General features: G+C 65.9%; 31 protein-coding genes, 1 tRNA gene and 1 other RNA gene. 9 read left to right on the top strand and 24 right to left on the bottom strand.

Annotated features, from left to right (window positions below; translation table 11 throughout):
* The first annotated feature begins 9 nt into the window (after positions 1–9).
* Positions 10–447: a hypothetical protein gene (locus ACZ1I5_RS10140; RefSeq protein WP_465173568.1), complete on the top strand. Its 438-nt coding sequence runs from the start codon at positions 10–12 to the stop codon at positions 445–447.
* Here the strand turns inward: ACZ1I5_RS10140 and ffs are convergent.
* The 6 genes from ffs to ACZ1I5_RS10170 form a co-directional block, all read right to left on the bottom strand.
* Positions 444–541: signal recognition particle sRNA small type (gene ffs, locus ACZ1I5_RS10145), an RNA gene on the bottom strand. The genes ACZ1I5_RS10140 and ffs overlap by 4 nt on opposite strands.
* 39 nt (positions 542–580) lie before the next feature.
* Positions 581–751, bottom strand: coding sequence for a hypothetical protein (locus tag ACZ1I5_RS10150; protein WP_465173569.1), 171 nt, complete (start codon positions 749–751; stop codon positions 581–583).
* A gap of 39 nt (positions 752–790) precedes the next feature.
* The gene (locus tag ACZ1I5_RS10155) at positions 791–1018 is read right to left on the bottom strand and encodes a hypothetical protein (protein ID WP_465173570.1); all 228 of its coding nucleotides are present in this window, start codon (positions 1016–1018) and stop codon (positions 791–793) included.
* A 44-nt stretch (positions 1019–1062) separates the two neighbouring features.
* Positions 1063–1395 carry a 2Fe-2S iron-sulfur cluster-binding protein gene (locus ACZ1I5_RS10160; RefSeq protein ID WP_465173571.1) on the bottom strand — a complete coding sequence of 111 codons (333 nt, stop codon included), beginning with the start codon at positions 1393–1395 and terminating at the stop codon, positions 1063–1065.
* Positions 1392–2525 carry a cysteine desulfurase family protein gene (locus ACZ1I5_RS10165; protein ID WP_465173572.1) on the bottom strand — a complete coding sequence of 378 codons (1134 nt, stop codon included), beginning with the start codon at positions 2523–2525 and terminating at the stop codon, positions 1392–1394. The genes ACZ1I5_RS10160 and ACZ1I5_RS10165 overlap by 4 nt, the downstream gene beginning before the upstream one ends.
* Complete coding sequence (locus ACZ1I5_RS10170; protein ID WP_465173573.1) at positions 2483–3553, bottom strand: cysteine desulfurase family protein; 1071 nt, start codon at positions 3551–3553, stop codon at positions 2483–2485. The genes ACZ1I5_RS10165 and ACZ1I5_RS10170 overlap by 43 nt, the downstream gene beginning before the upstream one ends.
* 109 nt (positions 3554–3662) lie before the next feature.
* Between ACZ1I5_RS10170 and ACZ1I5_RS10175 the strand changes: the two genes are divergently transcribed.
* Together ACZ1I5_RS10175 and ACZ1I5_RS10180 are read left to right on the top strand one after the other, a co-directional pair.
* Positions 3663–4319 (top strand): alpha/beta hydrolase, encoded by a 657-nt coding sequence (locus ACZ1I5_RS10175; RefSeq protein WP_465173574.1) that lies wholly within the window; start codon positions 3663–3665, stop codon positions 4317–4319.
* Positions 4320–4357: 38 nt separating this feature from the next.
* Positions 4358–5224 carry an ADP-ribosylglycohydrolase family protein gene (locus tag ACZ1I5_RS10180; protein ID WP_465173575.1) on the top strand — a complete coding sequence of 289 codons (867 nt, stop codon included), beginning with the start codon at positions 4358–4360 and terminating at the stop codon, positions 5222–5224.
* On the opposite strand, the gene ACZ1I5_RS10185 is transcribed toward ACZ1I5_RS10180, so the two are convergent.
* Both ACZ1I5_RS10185 and ACZ1I5_RS10190 read right to left on the bottom strand, forming a co-directional pair.
* On the bottom strand, positions 5221–5421 hold the full coding sequence (locus tag ACZ1I5_RS10185) for a hypothetical protein (RefSeq protein WP_465173576.1): 201 nt from the start codon (positions 5419–5421) through the stop codon (positions 5221–5223). The two genes, ACZ1I5_RS10180 and ACZ1I5_RS10185, sit on opposite strands and share 4 nt — an antisense overlap.
* Before the next feature lies 1 nt (position 5422).
* Positions 5423–6391 (bottom strand): threonine ammonia-lyase, encoded by a 969-nt coding sequence (locus ACZ1I5_RS10190; RefSeq protein WP_465173577.1) that lies wholly within the window; start codon positions 6389–6391, stop codon positions 5423–5425.
* 134 nt (positions 6392–6525) lie between these two features.
* Here ACZ1I5_RS10190 and ACZ1I5_RS10195 point away from each other — a divergent pair, with 134 nt between their 5' ends.
* The 3 genes from ACZ1I5_RS10195 (at position 6526) to ACZ1I5_RS10205 (ending at position 9527) form a co-directional block, all read left to right on the top strand.
* Positions 6526–7746, top strand: a complete 1221-nt coding sequence (locus tag ACZ1I5_RS10195; protein ID WP_465173578.1) for a type III PLP-dependent enzyme — start codon at positions 6526–6528, stop codon at positions 7744–7746.
* A 137-nt stretch (positions 7747–7883) separates the two neighbouring features.
* The gene (locus ACZ1I5_RS10200) at positions 7884–8933 is read left to right on the top strand and encodes a 1,9-bis(guanidino)-5-aza-nonane synthase (RefSeq protein WP_465173579.1); all 1050 of its coding nucleotides are present in this window, start codon (positions 7884–7886) and stop codon (positions 8931–8933) included.
* A gap of 165 nt (positions 8934–9098) precedes the next feature.
* Positions 9099–9527 (top strand): MAPEG family protein, encoded by a 429-nt coding sequence (locus ACZ1I5_RS10205; protein WP_465173580.1) that lies wholly within the window; start codon positions 9099–9101, stop codon positions 9525–9527.
* Here ACZ1I5_RS10205 and ACZ1I5_RS10210 read toward each other — a convergent pair.
* Both ACZ1I5_RS10210 and ACZ1I5_RS10215 read right to left on the bottom strand, forming a co-directional pair.
* Positions 9524–10744, bottom strand: coding sequence for a pyridoxal-dependent decarboxylase, exosortase A system-associated (locus ACZ1I5_RS10210; protein ID WP_465173581.1), 1221 nt, complete (start codon positions 10742–10744; stop codon positions 9524–9526). The genes ACZ1I5_RS10205 and ACZ1I5_RS10210 overlap by 4 nt on opposite strands.
* Positions 10741–12360 carry an acyl-CoA ligase (AMP-forming), exosortase A system-associated gene (locus ACZ1I5_RS10215; protein ID WP_465173582.1) on the bottom strand — a complete coding sequence of 540 codons (1620 nt, stop codon included), beginning with the start codon at positions 12358–12360 and terminating at the stop codon, positions 10741–10743. Before ACZ1I5_RS10215 ends, ACZ1I5_RS10210 begins: the two co-directional genes overlap by 4 nt.
* Before the next feature lie 106 nt (positions 12361–12466).
* On the opposite strand from ACZ1I5_RS10215, the gene ACZ1I5_RS10220 reads away from it, so the two are divergent.
* Entirely contained in the window at positions 12467–12739 is a 273-nt protein-coding gene (locus ACZ1I5_RS10220; protein WP_465173583.1) for an acyl carrier protein, read from the top strand.
* A 37-nt stretch (positions 12740–12776) separates the two neighbouring features.
* Here ACZ1I5_RS10220 and trxB read toward each other — a convergent pair whose 3' ends face one another.
* From trxB to ACZ1I5_RS10235, 3 genes are all read right to left on the bottom strand, one after another.
* The gene (trxB, locus tag ACZ1I5_RS10225) at positions 12777–13742 is read right to left on the bottom strand and encodes a thioredoxin-disulfide reductase (RefSeq protein WP_465173584.1); all 966 of its coding nucleotides are present in this window, start codon (positions 13740–13742) and stop codon (positions 12777–12779) included.
* A gap of 107 nt (positions 13743–13849) precedes the next feature.
* Positions 13850–14686: an S-formylglutathione hydrolase gene (fghA, locus tag ACZ1I5_RS10230; RefSeq protein ID WP_465173585.1), complete on the bottom strand. Its 837-nt coding sequence runs from the start codon at positions 14684–14686 to the stop codon at positions 13850–13852.
* Positions 14686–15798, bottom strand: coding sequence for an S-(hydroxymethyl)glutathione dehydrogenase/class III alcohol dehydrogenase (locus tag ACZ1I5_RS10235; RefSeq protein WP_465173586.1), 1113 nt, complete (start codon positions 15796–15798; stop codon positions 14686–14688). The genes fghA and ACZ1I5_RS10235 overlap by 1 nt, the downstream gene beginning before the upstream one ends.
* Before the next feature lie 164 nt (positions 15799–15962).
* On the opposite strand from ACZ1I5_RS10235, the gene ACZ1I5_RS10240 reads away from it, so the two are divergent.
* Complete coding sequence (locus tag ACZ1I5_RS10240) at positions 15963–16427, top strand: NUDIX domain-containing protein (protein WP_465173587.1); 465 nt, start codon at positions 15963–15965, stop codon at positions 16425–16427.
* Between the two features lie 33 nt (positions 16428–16460).
* Here ACZ1I5_RS10240 and ACZ1I5_RS10245 read toward each other — a convergent pair.
* The 4 genes from ACZ1I5_RS10245 to ACZ1I5_RS10260 form a co-directional block, all read right to left on the bottom strand.
* A tRNA-Met gene (locus ACZ1I5_RS10245) sits at positions 16461–16537 on the bottom strand.
* Between the two features lie 46 nt (positions 16538–16583).
* Positions 16584–17093, bottom strand: a complete 510-nt coding sequence (locus ACZ1I5_RS10250; protein ID WP_465173588.1) for a 2'-5' RNA ligase family protein — start codon at positions 17091–17093, stop codon at positions 16584–16586.
* Positions 17090–18958 (bottom strand): potassium transporter Kup, encoded by a 1869-nt coding sequence (locus tag ACZ1I5_RS10255; RefSeq protein WP_465173939.1) that lies wholly within the window; start codon positions 18956–18958, stop codon positions 17090–17092. The genes ACZ1I5_RS10250 and ACZ1I5_RS10255 overlap by 4 nt, the downstream gene beginning before the upstream one ends.
* Positions 18959–19156: 198 nt before the next feature.
* A complete protein-coding gene (locus ACZ1I5_RS10260; RefSeq protein WP_465173589.1) occupies positions 19157–19597 on the bottom strand; it encodes an Lrp/AsnC family transcriptional regulator in 441 nt (146 codons plus the stop codon).
* Positions 19598–19726: 129 nt separating this feature from the next.
* Here ACZ1I5_RS10260 and ald point away from each other — a divergent pair, with 129 nt between their 5' ends.
* Positions 19727–20833: an alanine dehydrogenase gene (gene ald / locus ACZ1I5_RS10265; RefSeq protein WP_465173590.1), complete on the top strand. Its 1107-nt coding sequence runs from the start codon at positions 19727–19729 to the stop codon at positions 20831–20833.
* Positions 20834–21007: 174 nt separating this feature from the next.
* Here the strand turns inward: ald and ACZ1I5_RS10270 are convergent, their stop codons facing one another.
* The 7 genes from ACZ1I5_RS10270 to ccmC form a co-directional block, all read right to left on the bottom strand.
* Positions 21008–21655 (bottom strand): tetratricopeptide repeat protein, encoded by a 648-nt coding sequence (locus ACZ1I5_RS10270; protein ID WP_465173591.1) that lies wholly within the window; start codon positions 21653–21655, stop codon positions 21008–21010.
* The gene (locus ACZ1I5_RS10275) at positions 21655–22047 is read right to left on the bottom strand and encodes a cytochrome c-type biogenesis protein (protein WP_465173940.1); all 393 of its coding nucleotides are present in this window, start codon (positions 22045–22047) and stop codon (positions 21655–21657) included. The genes ACZ1I5_RS10270 and ACZ1I5_RS10275 overlap by 1 nt, the downstream gene beginning before the upstream one ends.
* 110 nt (positions 22048–22157) lie before the next feature.
* Complete coding sequence (locus ACZ1I5_RS10280) at positions 22158–22685, bottom strand: redoxin family protein (RefSeq protein WP_465173592.1); 528 nt, start codon at positions 22683–22685, stop codon at positions 22158–22160.
* Positions 22682–24649 carry a heme lyase CcmF/NrfE family subunit gene (locus ACZ1I5_RS10285; RefSeq protein WP_465173593.1) on the bottom strand — a complete coding sequence of 656 codons (1968 nt, stop codon included), beginning with the start codon at positions 24647–24649 and terminating at the stop codon, positions 22682–22684. The genes ACZ1I5_RS10280 and ACZ1I5_RS10285 overlap by 4 nt, the downstream gene beginning before the upstream one ends.
* Positions 24646–25080, bottom strand: coding sequence for a cytochrome c maturation protein CcmE (gene ccmE, locus ACZ1I5_RS10290; protein ID WP_465173594.1), 435 nt, complete (start codon positions 25078–25080; stop codon positions 24646–24648). The genes ACZ1I5_RS10285 and ccmE overlap by 4 nt, the downstream gene beginning before the upstream one ends.
* On the bottom strand, positions 25077–25184 hold the full coding sequence (gene ccmD / locus ACZ1I5_RS10295; RefSeq protein WP_465173595.1) for a heme exporter protein CcmD: 108 nt from the start codon (positions 25182–25184) through the stop codon (positions 25077–25079). The genes ccmE and ccmD overlap by 4 nt, the downstream gene beginning before the upstream one ends.
* Positions 25181–25903 carry a heme ABC transporter permease CcmC gene (gene ccmC, locus ACZ1I5_RS10300; RefSeq protein ID WP_465173596.1) on the bottom strand — a complete coding sequence of 241 codons (723 nt, stop codon included), beginning with the start codon at positions 25901–25903 and terminating at the stop codon, positions 25181–25183. The genes ccmD and ccmC overlap by 4 nt, the downstream gene beginning before the upstream one ends.
* Positions 25904–26078 lie beyond the last annotated feature (175 nt).

Below are 26078 nucleotides of genomic sequence, written 5' to 3' on the forward strand. Positions count from 1 at the left end.
GAGGCGGCGATGACCAACTATTTGCAGATCGACTGGCAGCCCGACGATGCCTGGAGCGATGAAATCTACATCAACATGGCCTCATCCGGCTTCGCGGCGAGGAGCGGCGCCTGTTACACGCATCGCAGCGTTCTTTCGGATTTCGGCACGGCTTTGGATCGCTATCCCATTGGGACTGACAACGCGCCCGAGCTGCTCATCGGTTATGGGAGGCAGGTCGAAGGCGAGAAAGAAGCCATATTCGACATTCCCGAGGTCCGCATTCGTATTGAACCCCTCGGCAGAACCGGCCGACTCCTCGTCGTGGCGCTCGTCAAGGATCAGCAGATTGAGGGTCAATCAGCGGAACTGCGAATGGAGACCAGTTACAGCGCTCTCCAAAGCTTTCGCGAGGAGCTGCGCGCCGCCGAAGGCCCTCCAATGCATGGAGCCGCGCGGCTGGAATAGGTGGGAGCCGGAACGACCCGCGGCGAAATCGTTGCGGCTGCTTCCTTCCGGATCTGACCGGGTTGGCGACGACCACGTCCGCCCGACTCCCGCGGCGCATATGGGGGAGTCGGGCGGAGTGATCAAGCCCGCTTTACCAGCGGGTACGGACCTTGTGGCATTCGCGCGTCTTGTGGCCGTGATGCCAGCCGGTCTTGCAGACCGTCTTCCATTTCCAGCCATGATGCGGCGCGGCTGTTGCCGTCACCGGCGCCATGGCGATTGCGGCAAGCGCCGCGGCGGACATGAGAGCGATCGTTTTCATGAAATTTCCTTTCCTTGGATGATCTCCCGGAAAGTGCGGTTACCAGTGAGTGCGAACTTTTCTGCAGACCCGCGTCCGATGATGGTTGCGCCATTTGGTGCGGCATACCGTCTTCCAGCGCCAGCGATTGTGGCGGTTCGTGCTGACGTGGCGAACCGTGGTCCGCTCATGCACCACCACTTGTCCGCTACCGGCAGCGGCCGCCGGCAAGGGGGTCAGGGCGGCGGCGCCAATCAGGCCTGCTGCCATCAAAGCCAAGATCTTCATGGGTTTCTTCTCCTGCGTGCCATGAAGGCACGGGAGCGGAATGATCAACGGCCCTGCATGTTCCGAACTTCACCCGGAATCCGTACGGTTAGTCCGTCGAGCGTCTCGTCGAGCCAGATCTGGCAGGACAGCCGGCTGGTCCGCGTGGCGCCCGCTGCGAGATCGAGCATGTCCTCTTCATCTTCGCTCGGGCGCGGCAACCGGTCGAAATCGGCCGCATCCAGGATGACGTGGCAGGTCGAACAGGCCATCTGCCCCTCGCACGTCCCCTCGAGCGGCTGGGCATCGGCCTGCGCCACCTCGAGCAGCCGGTCGCCGGCCTTCGCCTCGACCTCGCTGATCGATCCGTCGATTCGGATGAAGCGCACCCGCATCACGCGGCGATCTGCTGCGCCGCAGCGGCGGCATTGATCCGGTCGATGGCGATCACCAGTTCCTCTTCCGTCGTATACCGCCCGAAGCCGAGCCTGATGCTCGACCGCGCCTGCGCCTCGCTCAGCCCGATCGCGCGCAGCACATGGCTCGACCGGCCCGACCCGCTGGCACAGGCCGAGCCAGCCGAAAAGGCGATATCGCGCAATGCCGACATCAGCCGATTCACATCGAGCCCGTCGCGGCGGATATTGAGGTTGCCATGATAGCGCTGCCTCACCGCGCCGTTGATCGCCCAGCCCTCTCCCAGCGCCTCGATCGCCATATCCCAGAGATGGCCGATGTGAAGCGCATCGTCATGGCAATAGTCGAGCATCAGCTTCGCGGCCGCGCCGAAGCCGGCACACAAGGCGGGCGACAGCGTACCGGACCGACCGGCTGCCTCCTGCCCGCCCCCGTGCAGCAACGGCTCGATCGTCACGTCGTCACGGATCCACAACGCGCCGATGCCTTTCGGGCCATGAATCTTGTGCGCCGAGATCGCGATCAGGTCGCACCCGTCGGGGATCGCCATCCGGCCATAACCCTGCACCGCATCGCACAGGAACAGCGCGTTCGCCTGATGGGCGATTGCCGCAAGCTCGGCGATCGGCTGAATCACGCCGATCTCATTATTGACCAGCATCGCCACCACAAGCGCCGTCCCCGGCCCGATCGCCGCCCGCGCCGCCTCCAGATCGAGCAGTCCGTCGGTTTTGACCGGCAGCACGGTGACTGCCCTGCCCGCCCGCGCCAGCGCCTCGACCGTGTCGAGCGTCGCCGCATGCTCCGTCGCCAATGTGACGATCCGCCCGGCGCCAACGCCCTTGATCGCCCAGTTGATCGCCTCGGTCGCCCCGCCGGTGAAGCTCAGCGATCCGCCCGCCGGCAGCAACGCCGCGACCGCGCCCCGCGCCACCTCGACCGCTGCCTTCGCCGCACGTCCAGGCGCGTGCGCCGAATGCGGATTGGCGTGCTGGTTCTGCAGCCAGGGCACCATCGCCGCCAACGCCTCGGGTGCCAGCGGCGTGGTCGCCTGATAATCGAGATAGATCACGCCGCGAACGCCCGCGCCGCCCGCGACACGTTGCGCCATTCCGCGATGAAGGCGTCGACAGCCGCTTCGGTGGTCGACCGCCCGAAGCTCACCCGCACCACTTCGCGTGACGCATCGACGCTCCAGCCCATCGCGCCCAGCACATGACTGGGTTTCATGCTGCCCGAGGAGCAGGCGCTGCCCGCCGACACCGCGATCCCGGCCATGTCGAACCGGATCAGCTGAGTCGTCGCGGCGAGACCCCGCATGCGATAGGCGCCGATCGCCGGATGCTGGCCCCGCGCCACCACCTCGCCGCCCGACCGTGCAATGGCGTCGTCCAGCTTCAGCCGAAGCGCCCTCAGGCGCTCGATATCCTCTGCCACGCCCAGTGCCGCCGCGAAACCGAGCACGCCGGGCAGATTCTCGGTCCCGGCGCGATAGCCGCGCTCCTGCCCACCAGTCGGGATCAGCGAGGAGAAGTCGCGCACCAGCAATCCACCAACCCCCGGCGGCCCGCCACGCTTGTGCGCCGAGATCGCCACGAAATCGGCATGCGCCACAACGTCGCTGTCCGCCCCCGCCGGCATTTGCGCCGCATCGACCAGCAACAGCCCCCCCGCCGCATGCACGACCTCGGCGATCGCCGCGACCGGCTGGCGCACGCCGGTCTCGCTGTTCGCCCATTGCACCGCGACCAGCACCCGCCCCGGCCCCGCCAGCACCTCGGCCAGCGCAGCCATGTCGACCAGGCCCGCCGCATCCACCGGCAGCACCGCCGCATCGAGCGCGACCCGCATCACCGAATCATGCTCCACCGCGGAGATCGCCCGCCGCTCGGCGACCGACCGGTTCAGTGCGATCCCCAGCGATTCGCTCGCCCCGCTGGTCAGGATCGTCTCGCCCGCCCAGCCATAGGCCGCCGCGATCCGTCCGCGAGCCTCTTCCAGCACTGCCCGCGCCGCCCGCCCTTCGGCATGCGGCGACGACGGATTGGCCCAGCGCGCCATGCCATCGGCCATCGCGGCCACCGCTTCGGGCAACATCGGCGTCGTCGCGGCATGATCGAGATAGATGCGGTCGGCCAAGTGTCGGGGGTCCTCATGGGCACAATGATTGCGCCGGGGCGCGTCATGCCTATATAGCGCCCAATTCCGCGCGGCCCACGCGCTCACCGAATTTTTGTCAGCAGGTCCCATGCCAGAAGTCATTTTCCCCGGTCCCGACGGCCGTCTCGAAGGCCGTTTCGCTCCCGCGCCGCGCCCGCGCGCGCCTGTCGCGATGATCCTGCATCCGCACCCGTCGTCGGGCGGCACGATGAACAACCGCATCGTGCAGGAGCTCTACAAGACCTTCCAGCGCCGCGGTTTCGCGACCCTGCGCTTCAACTTCCGCGGCGTCGGCAAGAGCCAGGGCACCTTCGACAATGGCGTCGGCGAACTTTCGGACGCCGCAAGTGCGCTCGACTGGGTGCAGAGCTTCCACCCGGAAGCTTCGACCACCTGGATCGCCGGCGTCAGCTTCGGCGCGTGGATCGGCATGCAGCTGCTGATGCGCCGTCCGGAAATCCGCGGCTTCATCTCGATCGCGCCGCCCGCGAACATGTACGACTTCACCTTCCTCGCGCCCTGCCCGGCCTCGGGCATCATCATCCAGGGCGAAGCGGATGAAGTGGTGACTCCGCTCGCGACGCAGAAGCTGGTCGACAAGCTCCGCACGCAGAAGCACATCACGATCCATCACGACACGATCCCGAAGGCGAACCACTTCTTCGAGCATGAAATGCCCGAATTGATGACCTCGGTGGATCAGTATCTCGACATGCGGCTCGACCCGAACTCGCCGATCCGGTGACGATTCCGGCAAGCATCGAGGATCGCGCCATCGGCGCATTGCTCGGGCTTGCCACGGGTGACGCGGTCGGTACGACCCTCGAATTCACGACCCGCGATACACAACCACCGTTGACTGACATGGTTGGCGGCGGACCATTTGACCTGCAACCGGGTGAATGGACCGACGATACGGCAATGGCGCTCGCGCTCGGCAACAGCCTCGTCAAAGCGGAGGGGTTCGATCCTCGCGACTGCATGTCGCGGTTCGTGAACTGGTTCCGCTGGGGCGTGTATAGCTGCACCGGCACTTGTTTCGATATCGGCATGGCGACCCGCACGGCGCTTCAGCAGTTCGAAAACGACGGCCATCCATTCGCGGGATCGTTTGACCCACTCAGTGCCGGCAACGGTTCGCTGATGCGCCTGTCACCCGTCGCCATCTGGGGTGCGCATCGCGGCGAAAATGTGATCGCCGACATCGCGCGCCGACAAAGCCGCCTGACTCATGCTGCAGACGAATGTCAGGACGCGTGTGAGGGCCTCGCATTACTCACTGCCCGGGCGATCCTCGGCGCGTCGCGGGACGAGGTTCTCTCGTCGTTCGCGTTCGATGGCTCACCACGCGTAGCCGAAATCTTTGCGGGCTCTTGGCGCGACAAGGCCCGCGATCGGATTTCGTCGAGCGGCTATGTCGTTCACAGCCTCGAGGCCGCGCTGTGGTGCGTCGGAAACGCCAAATCCTTCGAAGAGGCGATTCTTCTCGCCGCCAATCTCGGCGACGATGCGGATACGGTCGCGGCGATCACCGGCCAGCTTGCCGGCGCCTTATACGGGGCGAGCGGCATCCCCGCGCATTGGCGCGCCCGGCTGGCCTGGCATGACGAGATCGAGCAGCTCGCACTCGACTTGATCGGCCAAGCCTAAAGCGTCCAGACCAGCACGTTGCCGAAGATCACCACCGCTAGAACCAGCATCAAGATGCCCTTTTGCCGCTCGCGCTTCTTCACCAGCAGATAGATCCCGCCAATGATCAGCGCGAACACCGCCAGCATGCTGATCGCCGGCGCGGTCGCCGACATGGCCTGCGCGATTCCGCCGAGCGCGCCGAGATAGCCGTCCATCCTACTCACCCCCGGCCAGCACGGCGCCATATGCCGCCGAATCGACATTGCCGCCGGACAGGATGACCAGCGTCCCGTGCGCCATCTCGACCTTGCCCGCCAGCAAGGCGGCGAGCGCCACCGCGCCGCCCGGTTCCACCACCAGCCGCAGCTTTTCCGCCGCCCAGCGCTGGGCGTTGCGAATCTCGCGCTCGCTCACCGCCACGCCCTGCACGCCGCGCCGCGACAGCACGTCGAAGGTTAGCGGCGAGACGAGCGTCGTCTGCAGCGCGTCGCACGCCGTCGGCGGCGGATTCGGTCCTACCGGCTCGATCCAGCCGGCCTCGAGCGAGCGGCGCATATCGTCCCAGCCCTCTGGCTCGACCACCGTGACGAAGGCATCGCGCAGCCCCAGTGCGATTCCCGCCGCCAGTCCGCCACCGCCGCACGGCACGATCACCTGCACTGGCTCGCCCAGCCCACGCTCGACCATCTGCGCCGATGCCTCGATTCCCGCGCTCCCCTGCCCCTCGATGATCCAGGGATCGTCGAAGCTCGGCACCAGCACCGCACCCCGCGCCTCGGCGAGTTGCGCGGCGATCGATTCGCGACTCTGGGTCGCGCGGTCGTAGCTGACCACCTCCGCCCCCAGCGCCAGCGTCCCGTCGCGTTTCGATTTCGGCGCATCGGCCGGCATCACGATCACCGCCGGCATGCCGAGCCGCTTCGCCGCCCAGGCGACACCCTGCGCATGATTGCCCGAAGAGAAGGCCACAACGCCTTTTCGGCGCGATTCTTCGTCGATTGCGGTGAGCCGATGCCACGCCCCACGCAGCTTGAACGCGCCGACCGGCTGCAACGACTCCGCCTTGAAAGCCACTGAAATTCCACGGATTTCCATCACGAACAGCGGCGACGGCGGCAGGATTCCCGCGATCTTTGCTGCGGCGTCTCGCACGCCCGCACGGGTAGGTTGTCGCAAAAATGTCACATCATGCCTCCGTGGGTCCAATTCCACTTTACATTGGAGAAAGTCGACCCTATTTCGCGCTTCCCGCTGCCCCATGGGACTTCCAACCGCAAGGCAGCTTTCGTCCGCCATTAGGCACTTGGAGGTCCCTTGAGTTGCACAAGCATCATAGCGCGCTGGGGTTAGCGACCACCCTTTCGAACGCCGTTCGCGGCATCGATATCGCTAAGCACGGACCGGTTCAGCCGGTAACGCTCATTCGCCCGCACGCCGCATCGCGTGCCGCCCGCTTCTTCGTCGAGAAGTTTCCGGGCCGCTCGATGTACGCCGTGAAGGCCAATCCCTCGCCGGACCTGCTCAAGGTCTTGTGGGAGAGCGGAATCACGCATTACGACGTCGCCTCGATTGCCGAGGTACGGCTCGTCGCCCGCACCGTTCCCGGCGCGACCCTGTGCTTCATGCATCCGGTCAAGGCCGAGGAAGCGATCGAAGAGGCGTATTTCACGCATGGCGTCCGCGTCTTCTCGCTCGATTCGCTCGAGGAACTGGACAAGATCGTCCGCGCCACTCGCGGCGCCCAGGATCTGACGCTCTGTGTCCGCCTGCGCGTGTCGTCGGAGCATTCCAAGCTCAGCCTCGCGTCGAAGTTCGGCGCGGCACCCGGCGAGACCAAGGCGCTGCTGTTCGCGGCACGTCAGGCTGCCGATGCCCTTGGCATCTGCTTCCATGTCGGCTCGCAAGCGATGACGCCGGAAGCCTATGCGAACGCGCTTGAGCGCGTCCGTGCGGCGATCGTCGACGCGGCGGTCACGGTCGACGTGATCGATGTCGGCGGCGGCTTCCCGTCCAGCTATCCGGGCATGGAGCCTCCCCCGCTGGAGCGTTATTTCGAGACGATCCACCGTGCGTTCGAAAGCCTGCCGGTCAGCTATTCGTCCGAGCTGTGGTGCGAGCCCGGCCGTGCGCTCTGCGCCGAATACAGCTCGCTGATCGTCCGGGTGGAGCGTCGCCGTGGCGACGAGCTTTACATCAACGACGGCGCCTATGGCGCGCTGTTCGATGCGGCGCATATCGGCTGGCGTTTCCCGGTCGAGCTGCTGCGCGAGCCTGACAGCCGGGCGAAGCTGATGGAGTTCAGCTTCTACGGCCCGACCTGTGACGATATGGATCACATGGCCGGCCCGTTCCTGCTGCCAGCCGACACCCGTGCCGGCGACTATATCGAGATCGGCATGCTCGGGGCCTATGGCTGCGCGATGCGCACGGCGTTCAACGGCTTTGGATCGGACGAGACGGTGATCGTCGAGGACGAACCGATGGCGTCCCTGTACGTCAGCGACGAGCGCGAGGTCGCTTCGAACGTCGTCACGCTGTAACTAGCAACCACTACCGCTCTTCTTCCCCCCTCCCGCCTCGCGGGAGGGGTAGGGGGAGGGCCTGTATTCATTGGGGTTGTGGCGACCTGCCCTCCCCTAACCCCTCCCGCAAGCGGGAGGGGAATGAGGAGACTGTAATGACCGAAGCCATCAACGACACCCGTAAGGCAGAGCTGCTCTCGACTCAGGTCGAGCATATCGACATCACCAAGTTCGACGCGCGCCCGATCGTCGACGCGATGAAGAAGATGAGCTTCACCAGCCGCGATCTCGGCCGCGCGACCGACATCTACAACCAGATGCTCGCCGATCCAGATTGCTCGATCTTCCTGGTAATCGCCGGGTCCACCTCGGCGGGCGGCTGCATGGACCTGTACGCCGAGCTGCTGCGCAACAACATGATCGACGGTGTGGTCGCGACGGGCGCGTCGATCGTCGACATGGATTTCTTCGAGGGCCTTGGCCACAAGCATTATCAGGCGCTCGAAGTGCCGGACGACGACACGCTGCGCTCGCTGCTGATCGATCGCATCTACGACACCTATATCGACGAAGAGCAGCTCCAGGATTGCGACCACACGATCTACGAGATCGCGAACGGCCTCGAGCCGCGCCCCTATTCCAGCCGCGAGTTCATCCGCGCGATGGGCAAGTATCTCGTCGAGAACGGCAAGAAGGATAACAGCCTGGTCAAGCTCGCCTATGAGCATGACGTGCCGATCTTCTGCCCGGCGTTCGTCGACAGCTCGGCCGGCTTCGGGCTGGTCAAGCACCAGGTAGACCGCGCCAAGGAAGGCAAGCCGTACATGGTGCTCGACGCCATCGCCGACTTCCGCGAGCTGACCGACATCAAGATCAAGGCCGGCACCACCGGCCTGCTGATGATCGGCGGCGGCGTGCCGAAAAACTTCATCCAGGACACCGTGGTCTGCGCCGAGATCCTCGGCCATGACGACGTCCAGGTACACAAATATGCGGTGCAGATCACCGTCGCCGACGTGCGCGACGGCGCCTGCTCGTCCTCGACGCTGCAGGAGGCCGCGAGCTGGGGCAAGGTCAACACCGGCATCGAGCAGATGGTGTTCGCGGAAGCGGGCTCGGTCATGCCGCTGCTGGCGTCGGACGCTTATCACCGCGGCCTGTGGAAGACCCGCACCAAGCGCCGCTGGGGCGCCAGCTTCGACTGATCGGCGCGCCCGAGATCGACGAGCGCTGACAGGGGTCGGAACGCCGCACACGGTCGTTCCGACCCCTTGTTACTTGTAAGGGCGTGACCGACCCCGTGGCGCCAGTATTGCGCCTCCGTCACGATTGAGGCAGCTTCTCCGCATAACAGGAGGGGAACTGTCGTCATGACCGAACATCGGATCCTTGCGCCCGTTGTCGCGCTGGTTGCCTGGAGCCTCGTAATGTGGCTCTGGATGTACGCGAAGCGCATTCCGGCAATGAGCGCCGCGAAGATCGACACCAGGAACCTGGTTGGCGGCAACGGGGCCGATCTGCGTGCGCGCATCCCGGCCGAGGCGCAGTGGCCGGCCGACAATTACAACCATCTCATGGAACAGCCGACGCTGTTCTACGCCGTCGCACTGACTCTGGCGCTGAGCGGCATGGGCAATGGCAATGCACTATGGGTCGCCTGGGCCTATGTCGGTCTGCGCGTGGTGCACAGCATCGTTCAGGTCACGGTGAATCGGGTGATCGTCCGCTTCTCGATCTTCACCCTGGCCACGCTCTGCCTGGTCGCGCTGACCGTCCGCGCGGCAATGGTGGTCTTCTAGGCGAGAATCTCGCGCGGCAAGTCGTGCCCCAGAAATGCGGCGGGGCTCGCGGAAAGGCCATAGGCGCCAGCCATGAAGATGGCGACCACGTCCCCGGGCCGGGCGGCGGGCAACACGACTCGGTCCGCCAGGCGGTCGAGCGGCGTACACAGGCACCCGACGACGCTGATGGTCTCGACGGGCGCATCTTTCCTGGCGGAGGCGACCGCCACCGGATAGTTTCGCTTCACGACCGTGCCGAAATTGCCCGAGGCCGCGAGCTGGTGGTGCAGCCCGCCGTCCACCACCAGGAACAGCTCGCCGCGGCTTTCCTTCCGATCGATCACGCGTGTCAGATAGACGCCCGCCTCCCCGACCAGCCAGCGCCCAAGCTCGATCGCAAAACGCGTACCCTCCAGGGCATCCGGCAATGACGTCAGGCGCTCGGCCAGCGCCGCCCCGATCGCCTCGACGTCAAGCGGCACCTCGCCGGGGAAATAGGGAATGCCGAACCCGCCGCCGAGATTGACGAGCGGTGGCGTGACCCCGACCTCGTCCGCCAGACGTCCGGCCAGCGCCAGCGTCTCGGCCTGGGTCTCGATGATCGCCTGTGGGTCAAGCGCCTGGGATCCGGCAAAGATATGGAATCCGCGCCAGTCCGCCCCGGCCGCGATCACCTGCTTCGCCAGCGCGCCCGCCCGCTCCGCGTCCACCCCAAAGGGGGAGGCCCTGCCGCCCATGCGCATGCCCGATCCGCGCAGCTCGATCTCGGGATTGACCCGTATCGCAAGCCGCGGCGTGACGCCGAGCCGTTCCGCTGTGGTCAGCGCGCGGTTTGCCTCGCCTTCTGATTCCAGGTTCAGGGTCACCCCCGCCTCGATCGCCGCGGCGATCTCGTCGTCCCGCTTGCCCGGCCCGGCAAAGCTGATCGCGCTGCCCGGCTTCGCCGCCAGCGCCAGCGCCATCTCTCCTTTCGAGGCGATGTCCAGACCGTCGACCAGCGGCGCCATGGCGGCAATCAGCGGCGCGAACGGGTTGGCCTTGATCGCATAATGAAGATCGAGCGCCGCCGGCATCGCCGCGCGCAGCCGCGTGATCCGCGCTTTCACCATGCCGACATCATAGACAAACAGCGGCGTATCGCCGGCCACCTGAATCCATTCCTCGGCCGTTCTGCCCGCGATGATCAGCGGCCCGTCGCCACGAAATTCCGTGGGAATCGTGCCCATCGGCTTCATGACGTCGCTCCCCTATCTGATTGAGGGGTTCCCCCCTCCCCGTTCGGGCTGAGCTTGTCGAAGCCCTGTTCTTCCCCTTCAGCCAAAGAAGGCAGCCCTTCGACAAGCTCAGGGCGAACGGAGTGTGTGATGGCCGCCCGGTCGAGTTTGCCATTGGCATTCCGTGGCATCGCTTCTACCCATTCATAGCGCGCGGGCTGCATGAAGCTCGGCAACTCCCGTCGCAGACGCTCCCGCAACCCCGCTTCCGCCGCGCCCGCGTCACCGTTCGCCCGCGCCACCACCACGATCGCCTGGCCGAGCCGGGCATCGGGCACGCCGATCGCCACCGCCTCGGCCACCTCGCCGCCCGACAGCACTGCCTCTTCAACCTCGGTAGGGCTGATCCGGTTGCCGGCGCTCTTGATCATCTCGTCGTCGCGCCCGACGAAGCGAAACAGGCCGTCCACGCCCTCGATCACCGTATCGCCCGACCACACGGCCGTGCCGCCATGCTCAGCCCAGCCGGGCGCTGGCCTGAAGCGCAGCGCGGTCCGCTCGGCATCGCCCCAATAACCCTGTGCGACCAGCGGCCCGGCATGGACCAGTTCGCCAGGCTCGCCCGGCGCGGCACGCGACCCGTCGGCGCGCACGGCCATCACCTCGGCAAAGGGAATCGCCCGCCCGATCGCCTCGGGATGGGTATCGACCAGTTCGGGTGACAGATAGGTGGACCGAAATGCCTCGGTCAGTCCGTACATCGGATAGAGATCGGCCTGCGGGAAACGCTGCCGCAATGCCCGGATCATGCCTGGCGTCAGTGCGCCACCTGAATTGGTCAGCCGCCTCAGCCGCGCCGCGGTCTCGACCGGCCATTCCGCCTCGAGCAGCTGCACCCAGAGCGGCGGCACGCCCGCCAGGCTCGTCGCCTCGACCCGGTCGACCGCCTTGATGACGTCACGCGCAGTGAGATAGTCGAGCGGCGCCACCGACGCGCCCGCGGCCCAAGTCGAGAAAAGCTGGTTCTGGCCATAGTCGAAGCTCAACGGCAGCACGCCCAGCACGCGGTCGACAGGCGAGAGGTCAAGATAATGCGCGACCGAGATCGCGCCGAGCCACAGATTGGCATGGCTCAGCATCACGCCCTTGGGCCGGCCCGTGGAACCCGAGGTATAGAGGATGGCCGCCAACGCATCTGTATCGGCGGAGGATGGCGGGATGACGTCATCACTGACTGCCTCATCCTCCAGCGCCAGCCTGCACTCGCCCGGCACGTCGCCGGCCTCGAGCGAGGACTCACGCGCCGCCTGAGTCACCAGCAATGCCGCGCCGCTGTCGCCAAGGATATGCGCGACCTGCGCCCGCTTCAGCACCGGATTGATCGGCACATGGATCAGGCCCGCGCGCGGCGCCGCCATCGGCAGCACACAGGCAAGGCGCGCCTTGGGCAGCCAAGAGGCGACACGTGCCCCTGGCGGCAGGGCCTGCCCGGCCAGCCACGCCGCCAAGGCCCCCGTCAGCACTTCGAGCTCGGCGAAATCCAGGCTCCCGGCCCGATCGACCAGCGCCACATCGCCCGTCGCGCCGCGCGCGGGCAATGCGTCGATCGGCTGCGGCACGGGATCTAGCGGTATCATGCTTCCTGATACGCACCGCGCACCTGTGCTGCCAAGGCCCGCACTTGGCATCCTACCGCCCAGTCTCTAACGGCGAAGCCAACAAGGGATGAAACCGGGGTTCATAGTGCTTCCTGACGACAATGCCGAAATCGATGCCGCGGTCCGCGCGGTGCTGCGCGATGTGCTTGGCCTGAGCGAGGAGCGCGTCGGCGCCTTTCGCAGCGAGACGCCGCTGTTCGGCGCGCTGCCGGAACTCGATTCCATGGCCGTGGCTGGCATGCTGACGGAACTAGAGGAACGGCTGGGCATCCTGATCGAGGATGACGAGGTCGATGGCGAGATGCTGGAGACTTTCGGGGCCCTGGTCCGCTTCGCTGCGAGCAAGGCGAACCAGTAACACCGATAAGTTCGAGAGTCGCGCGGCCCTCAGGGCGTCACTCGGCCGCTTCGGCAACCTCGAAATCGGCTTCGGCAAGGAAGCGCTCGGCATCCAGCGCGGCCATGCAGCCCGTTCCCGCCGCCGTCACTGCCTGGCGATAGACCTTGTCCATCACGTCGCCGCAGGCGAACACGCCCGGCACGCTCGTCTTCGTGGAGCCGGTCTGGACCTTGATATAATGGTCGCTGTCGAGTTCCAGATGCCCGCGGAACAGCTCGGTCGCCGGATGATGGCCGATCGCGACGAAGCCGCCCTCGACGTCGAGCCGCGACTTCTCACCCGTGACGGTGTCGACCAGGTCGAGCGCGACGAGTCCGGCGTTGCCGCCGCCGTCGACGAAGGTCTCGACTTCCTTGTTCCACAGCACCTTCACGTTCTTGTGCGCGAACAGCCGGTCCTGAAGGATCTTCTCGGCGCGGAACGAGTCGCGGCGATGGATCAAGGTGACGTCGTGGCTGTGATTGGTCAGGTACAGCGCTTCCTCGACCGCGGTGTTGCCGCCGCCGATCACCGCGATCTTCTTGCCGCGGAAGAAGAAGCCGTCGCAGGTCGCGCAGGCGCTGACCCCCTTGCCCTTCAGCGCTTCCTCGCTGTCGAGGCCCAGCCATTTGGCCTGAGCGCCCGTCGCGATGACCAGCACGTCGCCCTGATAAACGTCGCCGCTGTCGCCGATCAGCCGGAAGGGACGCCGCGAAAGGTCGATCTCGACGATCGTGTCCCACATCATGCGCGTGCCGACATGCTCGGCCTGGGCCTGCATCTGCTCCATCAGCCATGGGCCCTGGATCACGTCCTTGAAGCCCGGGTAATTCTCGACGTCCGTCGTGGTCATCAGCTGGCCGCCGGGCTGGATGCCCTGGACGACGATCGGCGCCAGGCCGGCGCGCGCGCCGTAAATGGCGGCGGAAAGGCCGGCCGGGCCGGAGCCGAGGATGAGCATGCGGGTCGAATGGGTGGTCATGGAATCGTCCGTGATGAGGTCGCCCGCATCTAGGGGCGATCAGTGTCCGCTGGCAACATGGCGTCGGCGTGGCGCCGGCGGAATGGCCGGGAGGTGCAGTTTTGCTTTCAGCCCTTCAACCGGGTGGCATGCCAGGCGACATGGTCAGCCATGAAGCTGGAGATGAAATAATAGCTGTGGTCGTACCCGGGCTGCATCCGCAAGGTCAGGTCGATCCCCGCTTGGGCGCAGGCCTCGCGCAGCAATTCCGGCTTGAGCTGCTCTGTAAGGAAACTATCGGCATCCCCCTGATCGACAAGGATTTCCGGCATACGGAAACCATCGGCGATCAACGCACAGGCATCATAGGTCCGCCAGTCCTCGCGGTCCGCGCCGACATAGCCGGTCAGCGCCTTCTCGCCCCAGGGGCAATGTAGCGGCGACACGATCGGCGCGAAGGCGGAGACGCTCCTGAACCGCCCCTGGTTGCGCAGTGCAATGGTCAGCGCGCCATGCCCGCCCATCGAATGGCCCGTGATCCCCTGGCGCGTCAGATCAGCCATCGGGAACTCCGCCGCGATCAGCGCGGGCAGTTCGTCCTCGATATAGCTGCGCATGCGGAAATTCGCTGACCAGGGCTCCTCGGTCGCATCGACATAGAAGCCTGCGCCCTTGCCGAAGTCATAGGCCTCGTCGTCCGGCACCTCGTCGCCGCGGGGGGAGGTGTCGGGCGCGATGAAGATCACGCCCTGCTCGGCACAGGCGGCGCGGTACTCGCCCTTCTCGGTGACGTTGGCGTGGGTGCAGGTCAGCCCCGACAGATACCAGAGCACCGGCAGCCTCACGCCGTCGTCATGCTCGGGCACGAACACCGAGAAGGTCATCGGCGTGCCCGTCACGGTCGATGCGTGGCGATAGACGCCCTGCACGCCGCCATGGGCCCTGTTGGTGCTAACGGTCTCCATCAGTAGACCACGACGCTGCGGATGCTCTCGCCGGCATGCATCAGGTCGAAGCCCTTGTTGATCTCCTCGAGGCTGAGGACATGCGTGATCATCGGGTCGATCTCGATCTTGCCGTTCATATACCAGTCGACGATCTTCGGCACGTCGGTGCGGCCCTTGGCGCCGCCGAATGCGGTGCCGCGCCAGTTGCGCCCGGTGACCAACTGGAACGGCCGCGTGCTGATCTCCTTGCCCGCTTCCGCCACGCCGATGATGATGCTGGTGCCCCAGCCGCGATGGCACGCCTCGAGCGCGGTGCGCATGACTTCGGTATTGCCCGTGCAATCGAAGGTGAAGTCGGCGCCGCCATCGGTGAGGGCGAGGATCGCCGCGATCGTCTCCTCGCGCGACTTGCCGCGGGCGTCGATGAAGTCGGTCATGCCGAAGCGGCGGCCCCATTCCTCGCGGTCGGGGTTGATGTCGACGCCGATGATCTTGTTGGCGCCCGCCATCCGCGCACCCTGCAGCACGTTGAGGCCGATGCCGCCGAGCCCGAACACCACGATATTCTCGCCGACCTGCACCTTGGCGGTGTTCACCACCGCGCCGACGCCAGTCGTGACGCCGCAGCCGATGTAACACGAGGTCTTGAACGGCGCGTCCTCGCGGATCTTGGCGACGGCGATCTCGGGCAGCACGGTGAAGTTGGAGAAGGTCGAGCAGCCCATATAGTGGAAGATGGTCTGGCCCTTGTAGCTGAAGCGGCTGGTGCCGTCGGGCATCAGCCCCTTGCCCTGGGTCGCGCGGATCGCGGTGCACAGGTTGGTCTTGCCGCTGAGGCACGACTTACACTGGCGGCATTCGGGCGTGTAGAGCGGGATCACATGGTCGCCCGGCTTCACGCTGGTCACGCCCGGCCCGACCTCGCGCACGATGCCGGCGCCCTCATGGCCGAGCACGCTCGGGAACAGCCCTTCCGAATCGAGCCCGTCCAGCGTGTAGGCATCGGTGTGACAGATGCCCGTCGCCATGATCTCGACCAGCACTTCGCCGGCCCTGGGTCCCTCGAGGTCGAGCTCGACGATCTCAAGCGGCTTCTTCGCCTCGAATGCAACGGCGGCGCGGGTCTTCATGGGCATCTCCTTGGATCAGGCTCCGCTAGCCGAATTGCGAAGGGCAGAAAAGGCGGAGGCCAATATGAATTCGGCAAGCGCATTGCTTCCTTGATGCCAAAACAGCATGTCAGCGCCAAGTCGCGGCACTTCCCGCCACGAGCGGCGGTCTGAGGGGAAGATCCTTGATCCACACCCTGTACCGGAAGGCACTCCGGCTCCTGGTCGGCGGTTTCCAATATGGGCGCGGTCGCCTCTGGGCTCTGACTAGACCCGATGTCGATGGGGCGCATGCCGTCGCCATCACCCCTGCGGGCAGGATCATCCTCGTGAAACTGAGCTATGCGCGCGGCTGGCACCTTCCAGGCGGCGGTCGCAAGCCTCGGGAGAGCGCCGAGCAGAATGTGCTGCGCGAGTTGCGCGAGGAAATCGGCATGACGGCGCATGACGCGCCGAGCCTGGTTTTCGAGGTAGAAGAGCCACTCCATAACCGCCAGGACCGCGCCTCGGTCTTCCTCGTGCACAACGTGATCTACCGGCCGAAGCGCTGGTCGATCGAGATCGAGGGAGTCATCGAGGCCGACCCGGCCGACTTGCCGGCCGACATCTCCCGGCGCGCGCGGCGCTGGATCGATTCGGTCAGTCTGTGAGGATCGCGAATGGCAGGTGGGCCCACTACGATATGGTAGCGGAGGAGGGACTTGAACCCCCGACCCCAGGATTATGATTCCCGTGCTCTAACCAGCTGAGCTACTCCGCCCCAGCCATTCGAGAGCGGCGCCTATAGGAGCGCTCGCCCGTTCTGGTCAAGCGAACATGTGACGCGACAGCGGCGCCCATGGTCCGCCGCGATACCACCAGCTCGCCAGCCCCGCGATCACGACCGGCCGCGGCCGGAAATCGGCCTCCAGCACCCGCAGCAACGCTCTGGCCTGCTGTGGCGGCACCTTGTTCTGGATCGTCACATGCGGGCGCCAGCCGGCGCGGTCCTGCGGCATCAGCATCGGCGCGAATGCCTCGGCCAGCCGGTCGCGGATATCGGCCAGTTCAGGGCTCTCGATCCGGAAGGCGACACCGCCGCCAAGCGAGACCAGGCCAGCCGCCCATGCCTGGGGCGAGTTCACGCCGCGAGTCTCGCCGGCCAGCCGGTGCTTCAGCTCGGCCTCGAGCGAGGGCGCGAGGTGGTGGAACATCGTGAGATGCGCATCCAGCTGATTCCGCTCCGGCGGGAAATGCGCGCGGCGCAGGCCATCGAACCACGCCGCATCGGCCTTGCCGAGCAAAGCCGTCACGATAATCGGCGCGGCCTCGCTCAAATCTCGAGCTGGCTGCCGAGTTCGACCACGCGGTTGGTCGGCAGGCGGAAGAATTCCATCGCGCTTTCCGCGTTGCGGAGCATCCAGGCGAACAGCTTCTCGCGCCAGATCATCATGCCCGGCCGCGCCGAGGGCAACAGCGTCTGCCGTGCGAGGAAGAAACTGGTGTCCATCATACGGAAATCGGCGCCACATTGATGCACTCGGGAGAGCGCGACCGGCACGTCGGGCTCCTCAATGAAGCCGTAGCGCAGGATCATGCGGTGGAAACCGTCCCCCAGATTCTCGAGCATGAAGCGCTCCGATTCGGGCAGATAGGGCGCGTCCATGATCTTCACCGTGAGCAGGATCACCCGCTCATGCAGCACCTTGTTGTGCTTGAGGTTGTGCAGCAGCGCATGCGGCACACCCTCGGGCGAGGAGGTCATGAATACCGCCGTGCCCGGCACCCGAGTCGCCGAGGTCGCGGCAGACTGGATGAACACCTTGATCGGCATCGCCGCCTCGCGCATCCGGTCGATCATCAGCTGCCGCCCCTTCGACCAGGTCGTCAGGAAGGTGAAGATGATGAAGCCGACCAGCAGCGGGAACCAGCCGCCCGAGGGCACCTTGGTCAGGTTCGCCGCGAAATAGGCGCCGTCGACCAGAAAGAAGACCGCGAGCAGCGGAATCGCGTAATATTTCGGCCAATGCCACAGGCGGAACAGCACGACCGAGAGCAGGCAGGTGTCGATCAGCATCGCGCCCGTCACCGCGATGCCATAGGCCGAGGTGAGGTTGGACGAGGTGCGGAAGAACATCACCAGCAGCAGAACCATCACCAGCAGCGCCCAGTTGACCAGCGGGATATAGATTTGCCCCGCGGTCGCGGCGTTGGTGTGCTCGATGCGGAGGCGCGGGATGAAGCCGAGCTGGATTGCCTGCTGAGTCACCGAGAAGGCGCCCGAGATAACCGCCTGGCTGGCGATCACCGCCGCAGCCGTGGCGAGCACGACCAGCGGGAGCTGCAGATGCTCGGGCGCGAGCATGTAGAATGGGCTGCGCAAAGCGTGATCGCCTTCGCGAAAGAGCAGCGCGCCCTGCCCCATATAGTTCAGCATCAGCGCCGGCAGCACGAAGAACAGCCAGGACACGCGGATCGGGTTGCGCCCGAAATGCCCCATGTCCGCATAAAGCGCCTCGGCACCCGTCACTGCGAGCACGACCGAGCCGAGCGCGAGGAAGGCGCGGATCGGATCGAGCATGAAGAACTCGACCGCATAATGCGGCGAGAAAGCCCAGAGGATCGCGGGCGTGTGGACGATGCTCAGCAGGCCCAGCGTCGCGATCACCGCGAAATAGACCAGCATGATCGGCCCGAAGAACAGCCCCACGCGCGACGTGCCGTTACGCTGGATCATGAACAGGCCGATGATGATCAGCACCGCGATCGGGATCACCAGGCTGCCGAACGCAGGCGCCGCAACGGCCAGCCCCTCGACGGCCGACAGCACCGACACCGCCGGGGTGATCATCGAGTCGCCGTAGAACAAAGCCGTCGCGAACACGCCGAGCAGGATGATGCCGTTCGACCAGCGCCGCGTCTTGGTCTGTCCGTTGATCAGCGCGAGCAGCGCCAGGCTGCCGCCCTCGCCCTTGTTGTCCGCGCGCATGATGATCGAGACATATTTGAACGTCACCACGACCGTCATCGACCAGAACATCAGGCTGACGACGCCCCAGATGTGCGCGGGATCGAGCGCCAGCTTGTGGTGGCCGGCAAAGGTCTCGCGAAAGGCGTACAGCGGACTGGTGCCGATATCGCCGAAAACGACGCCGATCGCGCCGAGCGCGAGCTTGGCGAGCCCGTCCTTATGATGATGAATGGCGGATGCCGTGGCCTCCGCGGGCGCGGACTCGTCCACGCTGGGCGAGTCACTGCTCACGGGCGGGACAATCTTGCCCGGTTTTCAAATACATAGGTCATGGGTGAAACGAACTGCGCCCCTGCGTTCGAAGAGGCGGCGCAGTAGCACGGGGCCAATGCCCCGGCAACGCCACCCAGATTGGGGCTGGGGCGCATCCTATTCCTCCGTCGCCAAGGTGCGGATGGTGAACTGCGTGACGAGTCGGTGGACGCCCGGCAGCACCGACAGGACTTCGCGGTGAATCCGCTCATAGCTGTCATCCTCGCGGACGAGCACCTTGAGCAGATAATCGGATTCGCCGCTCATCAGATGCGCCTCGCTGACCTGCGCGGTCGATGACAGCGCGTGCTCGAACGCCATCATCGTCGCCTGACGCTGGTCGGTGAGCGTGACCGAGACGAACACCGTCGACGGATTGCCGCGCGCGGCACGCGACAGCCGGGCGCGATAACCCTGGATCAACCCCAGTTGTTCCAGTGTCTTCACCCGGCGATGCGCGGCCGAGGGAGAGAGGCCTACTCGCTCGCCCAGCTCCTCGCTGGTGATACCCGACTCCTCACCAAGCTGTGCGATGATCTTGCGATCGATGCTGTCCATGCGGGAATCCATTGCGCTAATCGCGTCATATACGCAATGCGATTGCAACTCGGGGCCAGCCGACCAGCAGATTGCAAGCACTTCCCGGCCCCTCTGGTGTATATGCAGGCAAAATCCAGGAGAGCTTTCATGCGCATCGGTGTTCCCAGGGAAATCAAGAACCACGAGTACCGAGTCGGTCTCACCCCGCCGTCGGTCGCCGAGCTGACCGCGGCCGGGCACGAGCTGTTCGTCCAGACCGGCGCGGGCCTCGGCATCGATTTCGAGGATGCCGACTATGTCGCGGCGGGCGCCAAGATCCTGCCCGATGCGGCGAGCGTCTTTGCGCAATCCGACATGATCGTGAAGGTCAAGGAGCCCCAGCCGGGCGAAGTGGCGATGCTGGAGCCGCGTCATCTGCTCTTCACCTATCTCCATCTTGCCGCCGACAAGCCGCAGGCCGAGGGCCTGATGAAGTCGGGCGCGACGTGCATCGCCTATGAAACGGTGACGGCGAACGACCGTTCCCTTCCGCTGCTCAAACCGATGTCGGAAGTGGCCGGCCGCATGTCGATCCAGGTCGGCGCGCATTATCTGGAGAAGGAACAGGGCGGACGCGGCGTGCTGCTCGGCGGTGTGCCCGGCGTGGCGCCGGCGCGGGTCGCGATCCTCGGCGGCGGCGTCTCGGGCGTAAACGCGGCGCAGATGGCGGTCGGCATGCGCGCGGATGTGACGATCTACGACATCTCCAACGCGCGGCTGGCCGAGCTGGACATGTTCTTCGGCAGCCAGATCAAGACCGCCTATGCCTCTAAGGCGGCGATCGCCGCGGCGGTGAAGAACGCGCATCTCGTGATCGGCGCGGTGCTGGTGCCGGGTGCCGCAGCGCCGAAGCTGGTCACCCGCGAGATGCTCAAGACGATGAAGCGCGGTTCGGTCCTGGTCGATATCGCGATCGACCAGGGCGGCTGCTTCGAGACCTCGCACGCCACCACGCATGAGGACCCGGTGTTCGAGGTCGACGGCGTGATCCATTATTGCGTCGCCAACATGCCCGGCGCGGTCGCCCGGACCTCGGCCTTCGCGCTCAACAACGCCACGCTGCCCTTCGTGATGAAGCTCGCCAAGCTCGGCGCGGAGAACGCGATGAAGGCCGATCCACACCTGGCCAACGGCCTGAACGTCTCGGGCGGCAAAATCCGCCATCAGGCCGTCGCCGACGCGCTCGATCTGCCGTTCGAGGCTTGGCGGGGCTGACAGGCTTTTACGGACGGCACCGCGGCTGGGTACGGCACGTATCGGCTAAATTGAATCGAGGGAGATATGAGACACCAGCTTGTCCCATATCTTCTCGTCCGAAGGCGACGCCTGATACGTAGAATTATCTATACATTACAATATATTACTTAACGGGCCTGCCGGATGCAGCAATCAGTTGGCGGGCGCCTGAAGCTGGCCGCGTTCGGCCATGGTGAGGAACGCATCGAGCCGCGCGAGCTGAGCCGCGATCTCCTTGCGATAGGGCTGTTCGGGCGGCGACAGCTCCAGCGCCCTGGCCCAATAGGGCCGCGCCACCGCATATTCACCGGCCCGGATATAGGCGAGGCCAAGGAAATAGGGCGGCGCCGGGTGCTTCGGATTGAGCTCGGCCGCATGCCGGAAGGCGTAGAGTGCGGCGGGCGACACGACATTGTCATGCACCGACAGTGCTGAGCCGAGCCCGGTCCACAGCGCCAGGCTGCGCGGATATTTGTTGATCCCGCCGAGCACCGCCTGGACCGCGCTTCGGGTATCGCCAGTGCGCGTCACGCCGTCAGCGGCGATCAGATAGGCACCCTCGGCGGTATAGCGCCCCAGCATCGAATCGCGCAGCTCGGTCAGGGCGGGATCGACCTCGATCGGATCGGCATTGGCCGCGACCGGATGGCCCGGCAGCACCGGATCGCCCTGCAGCGCATAACCGGCCGCGCCCAGCATCATCGCCGCGCCGACAAAGGTCCAGAGCGATCGTGCGACGCCGGCGAACCACAGCACGGCCGCCGAGCCCAGACCGATCAGAGCGAGCATGATCCAGCCCATCAGCGCCGTTTCCTCTTGAAACTGCCGCGCGCGAGCCACGCCCCGATGGCGAGCATGGCGAGCGGCGCCAGCCACAGCGCCGCCGTCACGCCATTGAACGGCGGGTCGTAGGTCACATAGTCGCCATAGCGTTCGATCAGCCAGCGCCGCACCGACTCCGGGCTTTCTCCGGCCTGGATACGCTGGCGCACCAAAGCCCGCATGTCTCCCGCCATGTCCGCATCGCTGTCCGCGATCGACTGGCCCTGGCAGACGAGGCAGCGCAGGGTAATCATCAGCGCCTGCGCCTTTGCCTCCTTCGCCGGATCTCGGAGCTGCGTATTGGCGAGCGCGGCAGGCGGCAGGCCGCTATCGGCGTGGAGCGGGGCTGCGAGGAGCAGCAATCCCAACAAACCTGCCGTCACCCCGGACGTGTTCCGGGGGCCACGCTTCCGCACACGCAGCAGCGTTTGCGGCTCGATGGATGCCGGAACACGTCCGGCATGACGGCTGTGAGTTGGCGTCATTTCGCCGCCTGCAGGGCTTCGAGAATCGCGGGAATGTCCTCGGCGCGGATGTCGCCGATATGCTGCTTCACGATCCGCCCGTGGCCGTCGATCACGAAGGTCTCGGGCACGCCGGACGAGCCGAGCGAGAGCTGTACCGCGCTGACCTTGTCGTCGCCGATGCGCTCATAGGGATCGCCGTTGCGCTGCAGGAAGCCGCGGATCGCCGGGCCGGTATCGCGGATCGCGATCGCGTCGATCGGTACGCCCATCGCCTTCAGCCGCATCAGGTTCGGCGCTTCGGCGATGCACGGCACGCACCAGCTGGCAAAGACGTTGAGCAGGCGCGGCTTGCCCTGCTGGAAGGTCTCGGTGCCGAGGCCGGGCTTCGTCTCGATGATCGCCGGTAGCGTGAATTTCGGCAAGGGTTTGCCCACCATCGCGGATTTCACCGTGCGATCGACCGGCGCGATCAGCCCGCTTGCCACCACCGCGAACAACAGGGCGAATGCCCCGAACGGCACCCAGAGCAGCATCCGCTTCATGCCTCCTCCTCCCGCGCCACGACGCGGCGCTCACGGCGCAGGCGACCGAGCAGCGACAATGCCCCGCCGAGCGCGATCAGCGCGCCGCCAAACCATATCAGCGTGACGAACGGCTTCCACCACAGGCGGAGCTGCCAGCGGCCCTGCTCGTCCTCCTGGCCCAGCACGGTATAGAGCTGGCCGTCGATCTTGGTCGCGATGGCGGATTCGCTGGTCACGGTCGGCGGCGAGGCGAAGAAGCGCGACTGCGGGCGCAGGGTGAAGGCCGTGCCGTCGCCGCGCCGCACGGTCAGCGTCGCTTCGAGCGCCGACCAGTTCGGGCCGATCACCGGCCGGATATGGTCGAGCGTGACCGTGAACGGGCCGACGCGCTGCGGCTCGCCGATCCGCGCCGCGACGAGCGTCTGTTTGGTGAAGGCACTGTCGGAGGCCATGCCGGCGAGGCTCACCGCGATGCCGAGATGCGCGATCACCATCCCCCAGGTGAACAGCGGCGTGCGCCGCAGATTGCGTTTCCACAACGGCGCGACGCTCGCGGTGCCGGCCCCGACCGCGAGCGACAGGCCGAGCAGCGGCAGAATGCCGATCCCGCCGCCGAGCGCCGCAAAGGCCGCAAAGGTAATGCCGGTCGCCGCGACGGGCACGGTCATGCGACCGAGCACGGCATTGGGCTCGTCGCGACGCCAGCGCATCAGCGGCCCCGCCCCCATGATCGCGACCAGGATCAGCGCGATCGGCCCGGCGGTCTTGTCGAAAAAGGGCGGGCCGACGGAGAGCTGCACGCCCATGCCCGCGGCGACGATCGGATAGAGTGTGCCGATCAGCACGATGCCCAGGACAACGCTCAGCAGCAGATTGTTCGCGACCAGCGCGCCTTCGCGGCTGACCGGCTCGAAGGTATTGCCCTGGCGCACCGTGCCGACCCGCGCCGCGAACAGCAACAGCGCGCCGCCGATATAGAGCGCGAGCAGCACGAGGATGAACGCGCCGCGCTTGGGGTCGACCGCAAAGGCATGGACGCTGGTCAGAATGCCCGAGCGCACCAGGAAAGTGCCGATCATCGACATGGAGAAAGCGACCACCGCCAGCATCACCGTCCAGGCGCGCAGACCGTCGCGCGTGGCCAGCACCGTCACCGAATGAAGCAACGCGGTCGCGGCGAGCCACGGCATCAGCGAGGCATTCTCGACCGGGTCCCAGAACCACCAGCCGCCCCAGCCGAGCTCATAATAAGCCCAATAGCTGCCTGCGGTGATGCCGAGAGTCAGGAAGATCCAGGCGCCGAGCACCCAGGGCCGCATCGCGCGGGCAAAAGCAGGCCCGACATCGCGCGTCACCAGCGCGCCGACCGCGAAGGAGAAAGCGACCGAGATTCCGACATAACCGATGTAGAGCGTCGGCGGATGGAAGGCCAGGCCCGGGTCCTGCAGCAGCGGGTTGAGCCCGTTGCCGTCGACCGGCGCCGGATTCAGCCTTGCGAACGGATTGGAGGAAAATAGCAGAAACGCATAGAAACCCAGCGCAATCATTGCCTGCGCGCCGAGCGTCGCGATCAGGGTCGCACGCTGGAGACGATGCTCGAGGATCGCGACCGCCCCGCCGGCAAGCCCAAGGATGGTGACCCAGAGCAGCATCGAGCCCTCATGGTTCCCCCAGGCACCGGCGATCTTGTAGAGCAGCGGCTTGTCCGAATGGCTGTTGGTGGCGACCAGCAACACCGACATGTCGGAGCGGACGAACACGGTAATCAGCAGCAGCAGCGCCAGGCCGGCGAGCAGGCCCTGCACTACCGCGACCGGGCGCACGGCGGAGAGTATCTGGTTGGTCAGCGCGACATCGTCGGCGCTGGCCTTGGACGAGCCAGAGAATATCGCGCGGCGAACGCCCACCGCCGCCAGCGCAAGCTGCAACGCCGCGAGCGCGGCAGCGAACCAGAGCGCGGCCAGGCCTGCTTCAGCGATCATTGTTCGAGCGACTTCGTCTCGTGCATCTTGCCTGCGATTTCGGGCGGCATGTATTTCTCGTCATGCTTGGCCAGCAGGTTGGTCGCGGTGAAGCTGCCGTCCGGGTTGAAGCTGCCCTCGGCCACCACGCCCGATTTCTCGCGGAACAGGTCGGGCACGATGCCCTTGAACGCGACCGGCACCTTGGCGATGCCGTCGGTGACGACGAAGCGGATCGAGACGCCGTCGGGCAGCTTCGCGATCGAGCCTGCCTCGACCATGCCACCCAGCCGCACCGCGCGGCCCAGCGGCATTTCGCCCTTCTTCACGTCTCCCGGCGCGTAGAAGAACGCGGCCTGGTCCTTCAGCGCCGACAGCGCGAGCAGCGCGGCGCCGATCACCGCCGCGACCGCCAGCAGTGCGAGGGTCAGCCGTTGATGCTTGGCCTTCATTTAGGTTCGCTCCGTCGCATCGCGACCCAGCTCCACAGGACCAGGGCGGTGACCGCGGCGAGGGTGATGCCATAGGCACCGAAAACGAACGGCCAGGGGTTCATGCCGCCATCCGCCGCATGCGCGCCTCGGCCTTGGCCGTGGCAAGAAGGGTCCGCATCCGCATCAGCACCACCGCTCCGAAGATCAGCGAGAAGCCGAGCAAGGTGAAGGGCAGTGGCCAGAGGATGGAATTGTCGATGGTCGATTTGGTCAGGCTGATGCTCTGCCCCTGGTGGAGCGTGTTCCACCAGACCACCGAATAGCGGATGATCGGCAGCAGCACCGACCCGGCAATGCCGTAGATCGCCGGAATTCGGCCGTCTCCGCCCCGCTCGGCATCGGCGCGGGTCAGCGCCATGAAGCCGAGATAGACGAAGAACAGCAACAGCATCGAAGTCAGCCGGCCATCCCATTGCCACCAGGTGCCCCAGGTCGGCCGGCCCCAGATCGATCCGGTGACGAGGCAGAGGCCACAGAACACCGCGCCCGGCAACGCGATGGCGCGCGCCGCGACCATCGCCAGCGGATGGCGCCAGACCAGATAGACGATCGACGACAGCGCGATCCCGGCCCAGGCGCCCATGCCGAGCGACGCGGTCGGGATGTGGATGTGCATGATCCGCACCGTCTCGCCCTGGAGATAGTCGGGCGGGATACGGAACAGCGCGCCCCACAGGCCGATCGCGAGCAGCACGAGCCCCGACCAGAACAGGATCGGGGTAAGTGGCCTGGCGAGCTTCAGAAAGCGCGCGGGATTGGCGAAGGCATGGAGGCTCGGCACGTTGGCCTCCGCGTCTAGAGACAGTTGGGGTGCTACTCAACTGCGCGTTGCGTGGATGCCACCGCATGGGCGGCAAATCCGCGGCGGGGGCCACCCGGCACGCATTATCGACCGCTAATTTTCAGGAGACATGACCTCCGAGGTCATTTCGCGCGGGCAATGCGCGGGATAGCTC

The organism is Sphingomonas sp. BL-S-30 (genome assembly GCF_055521475.1).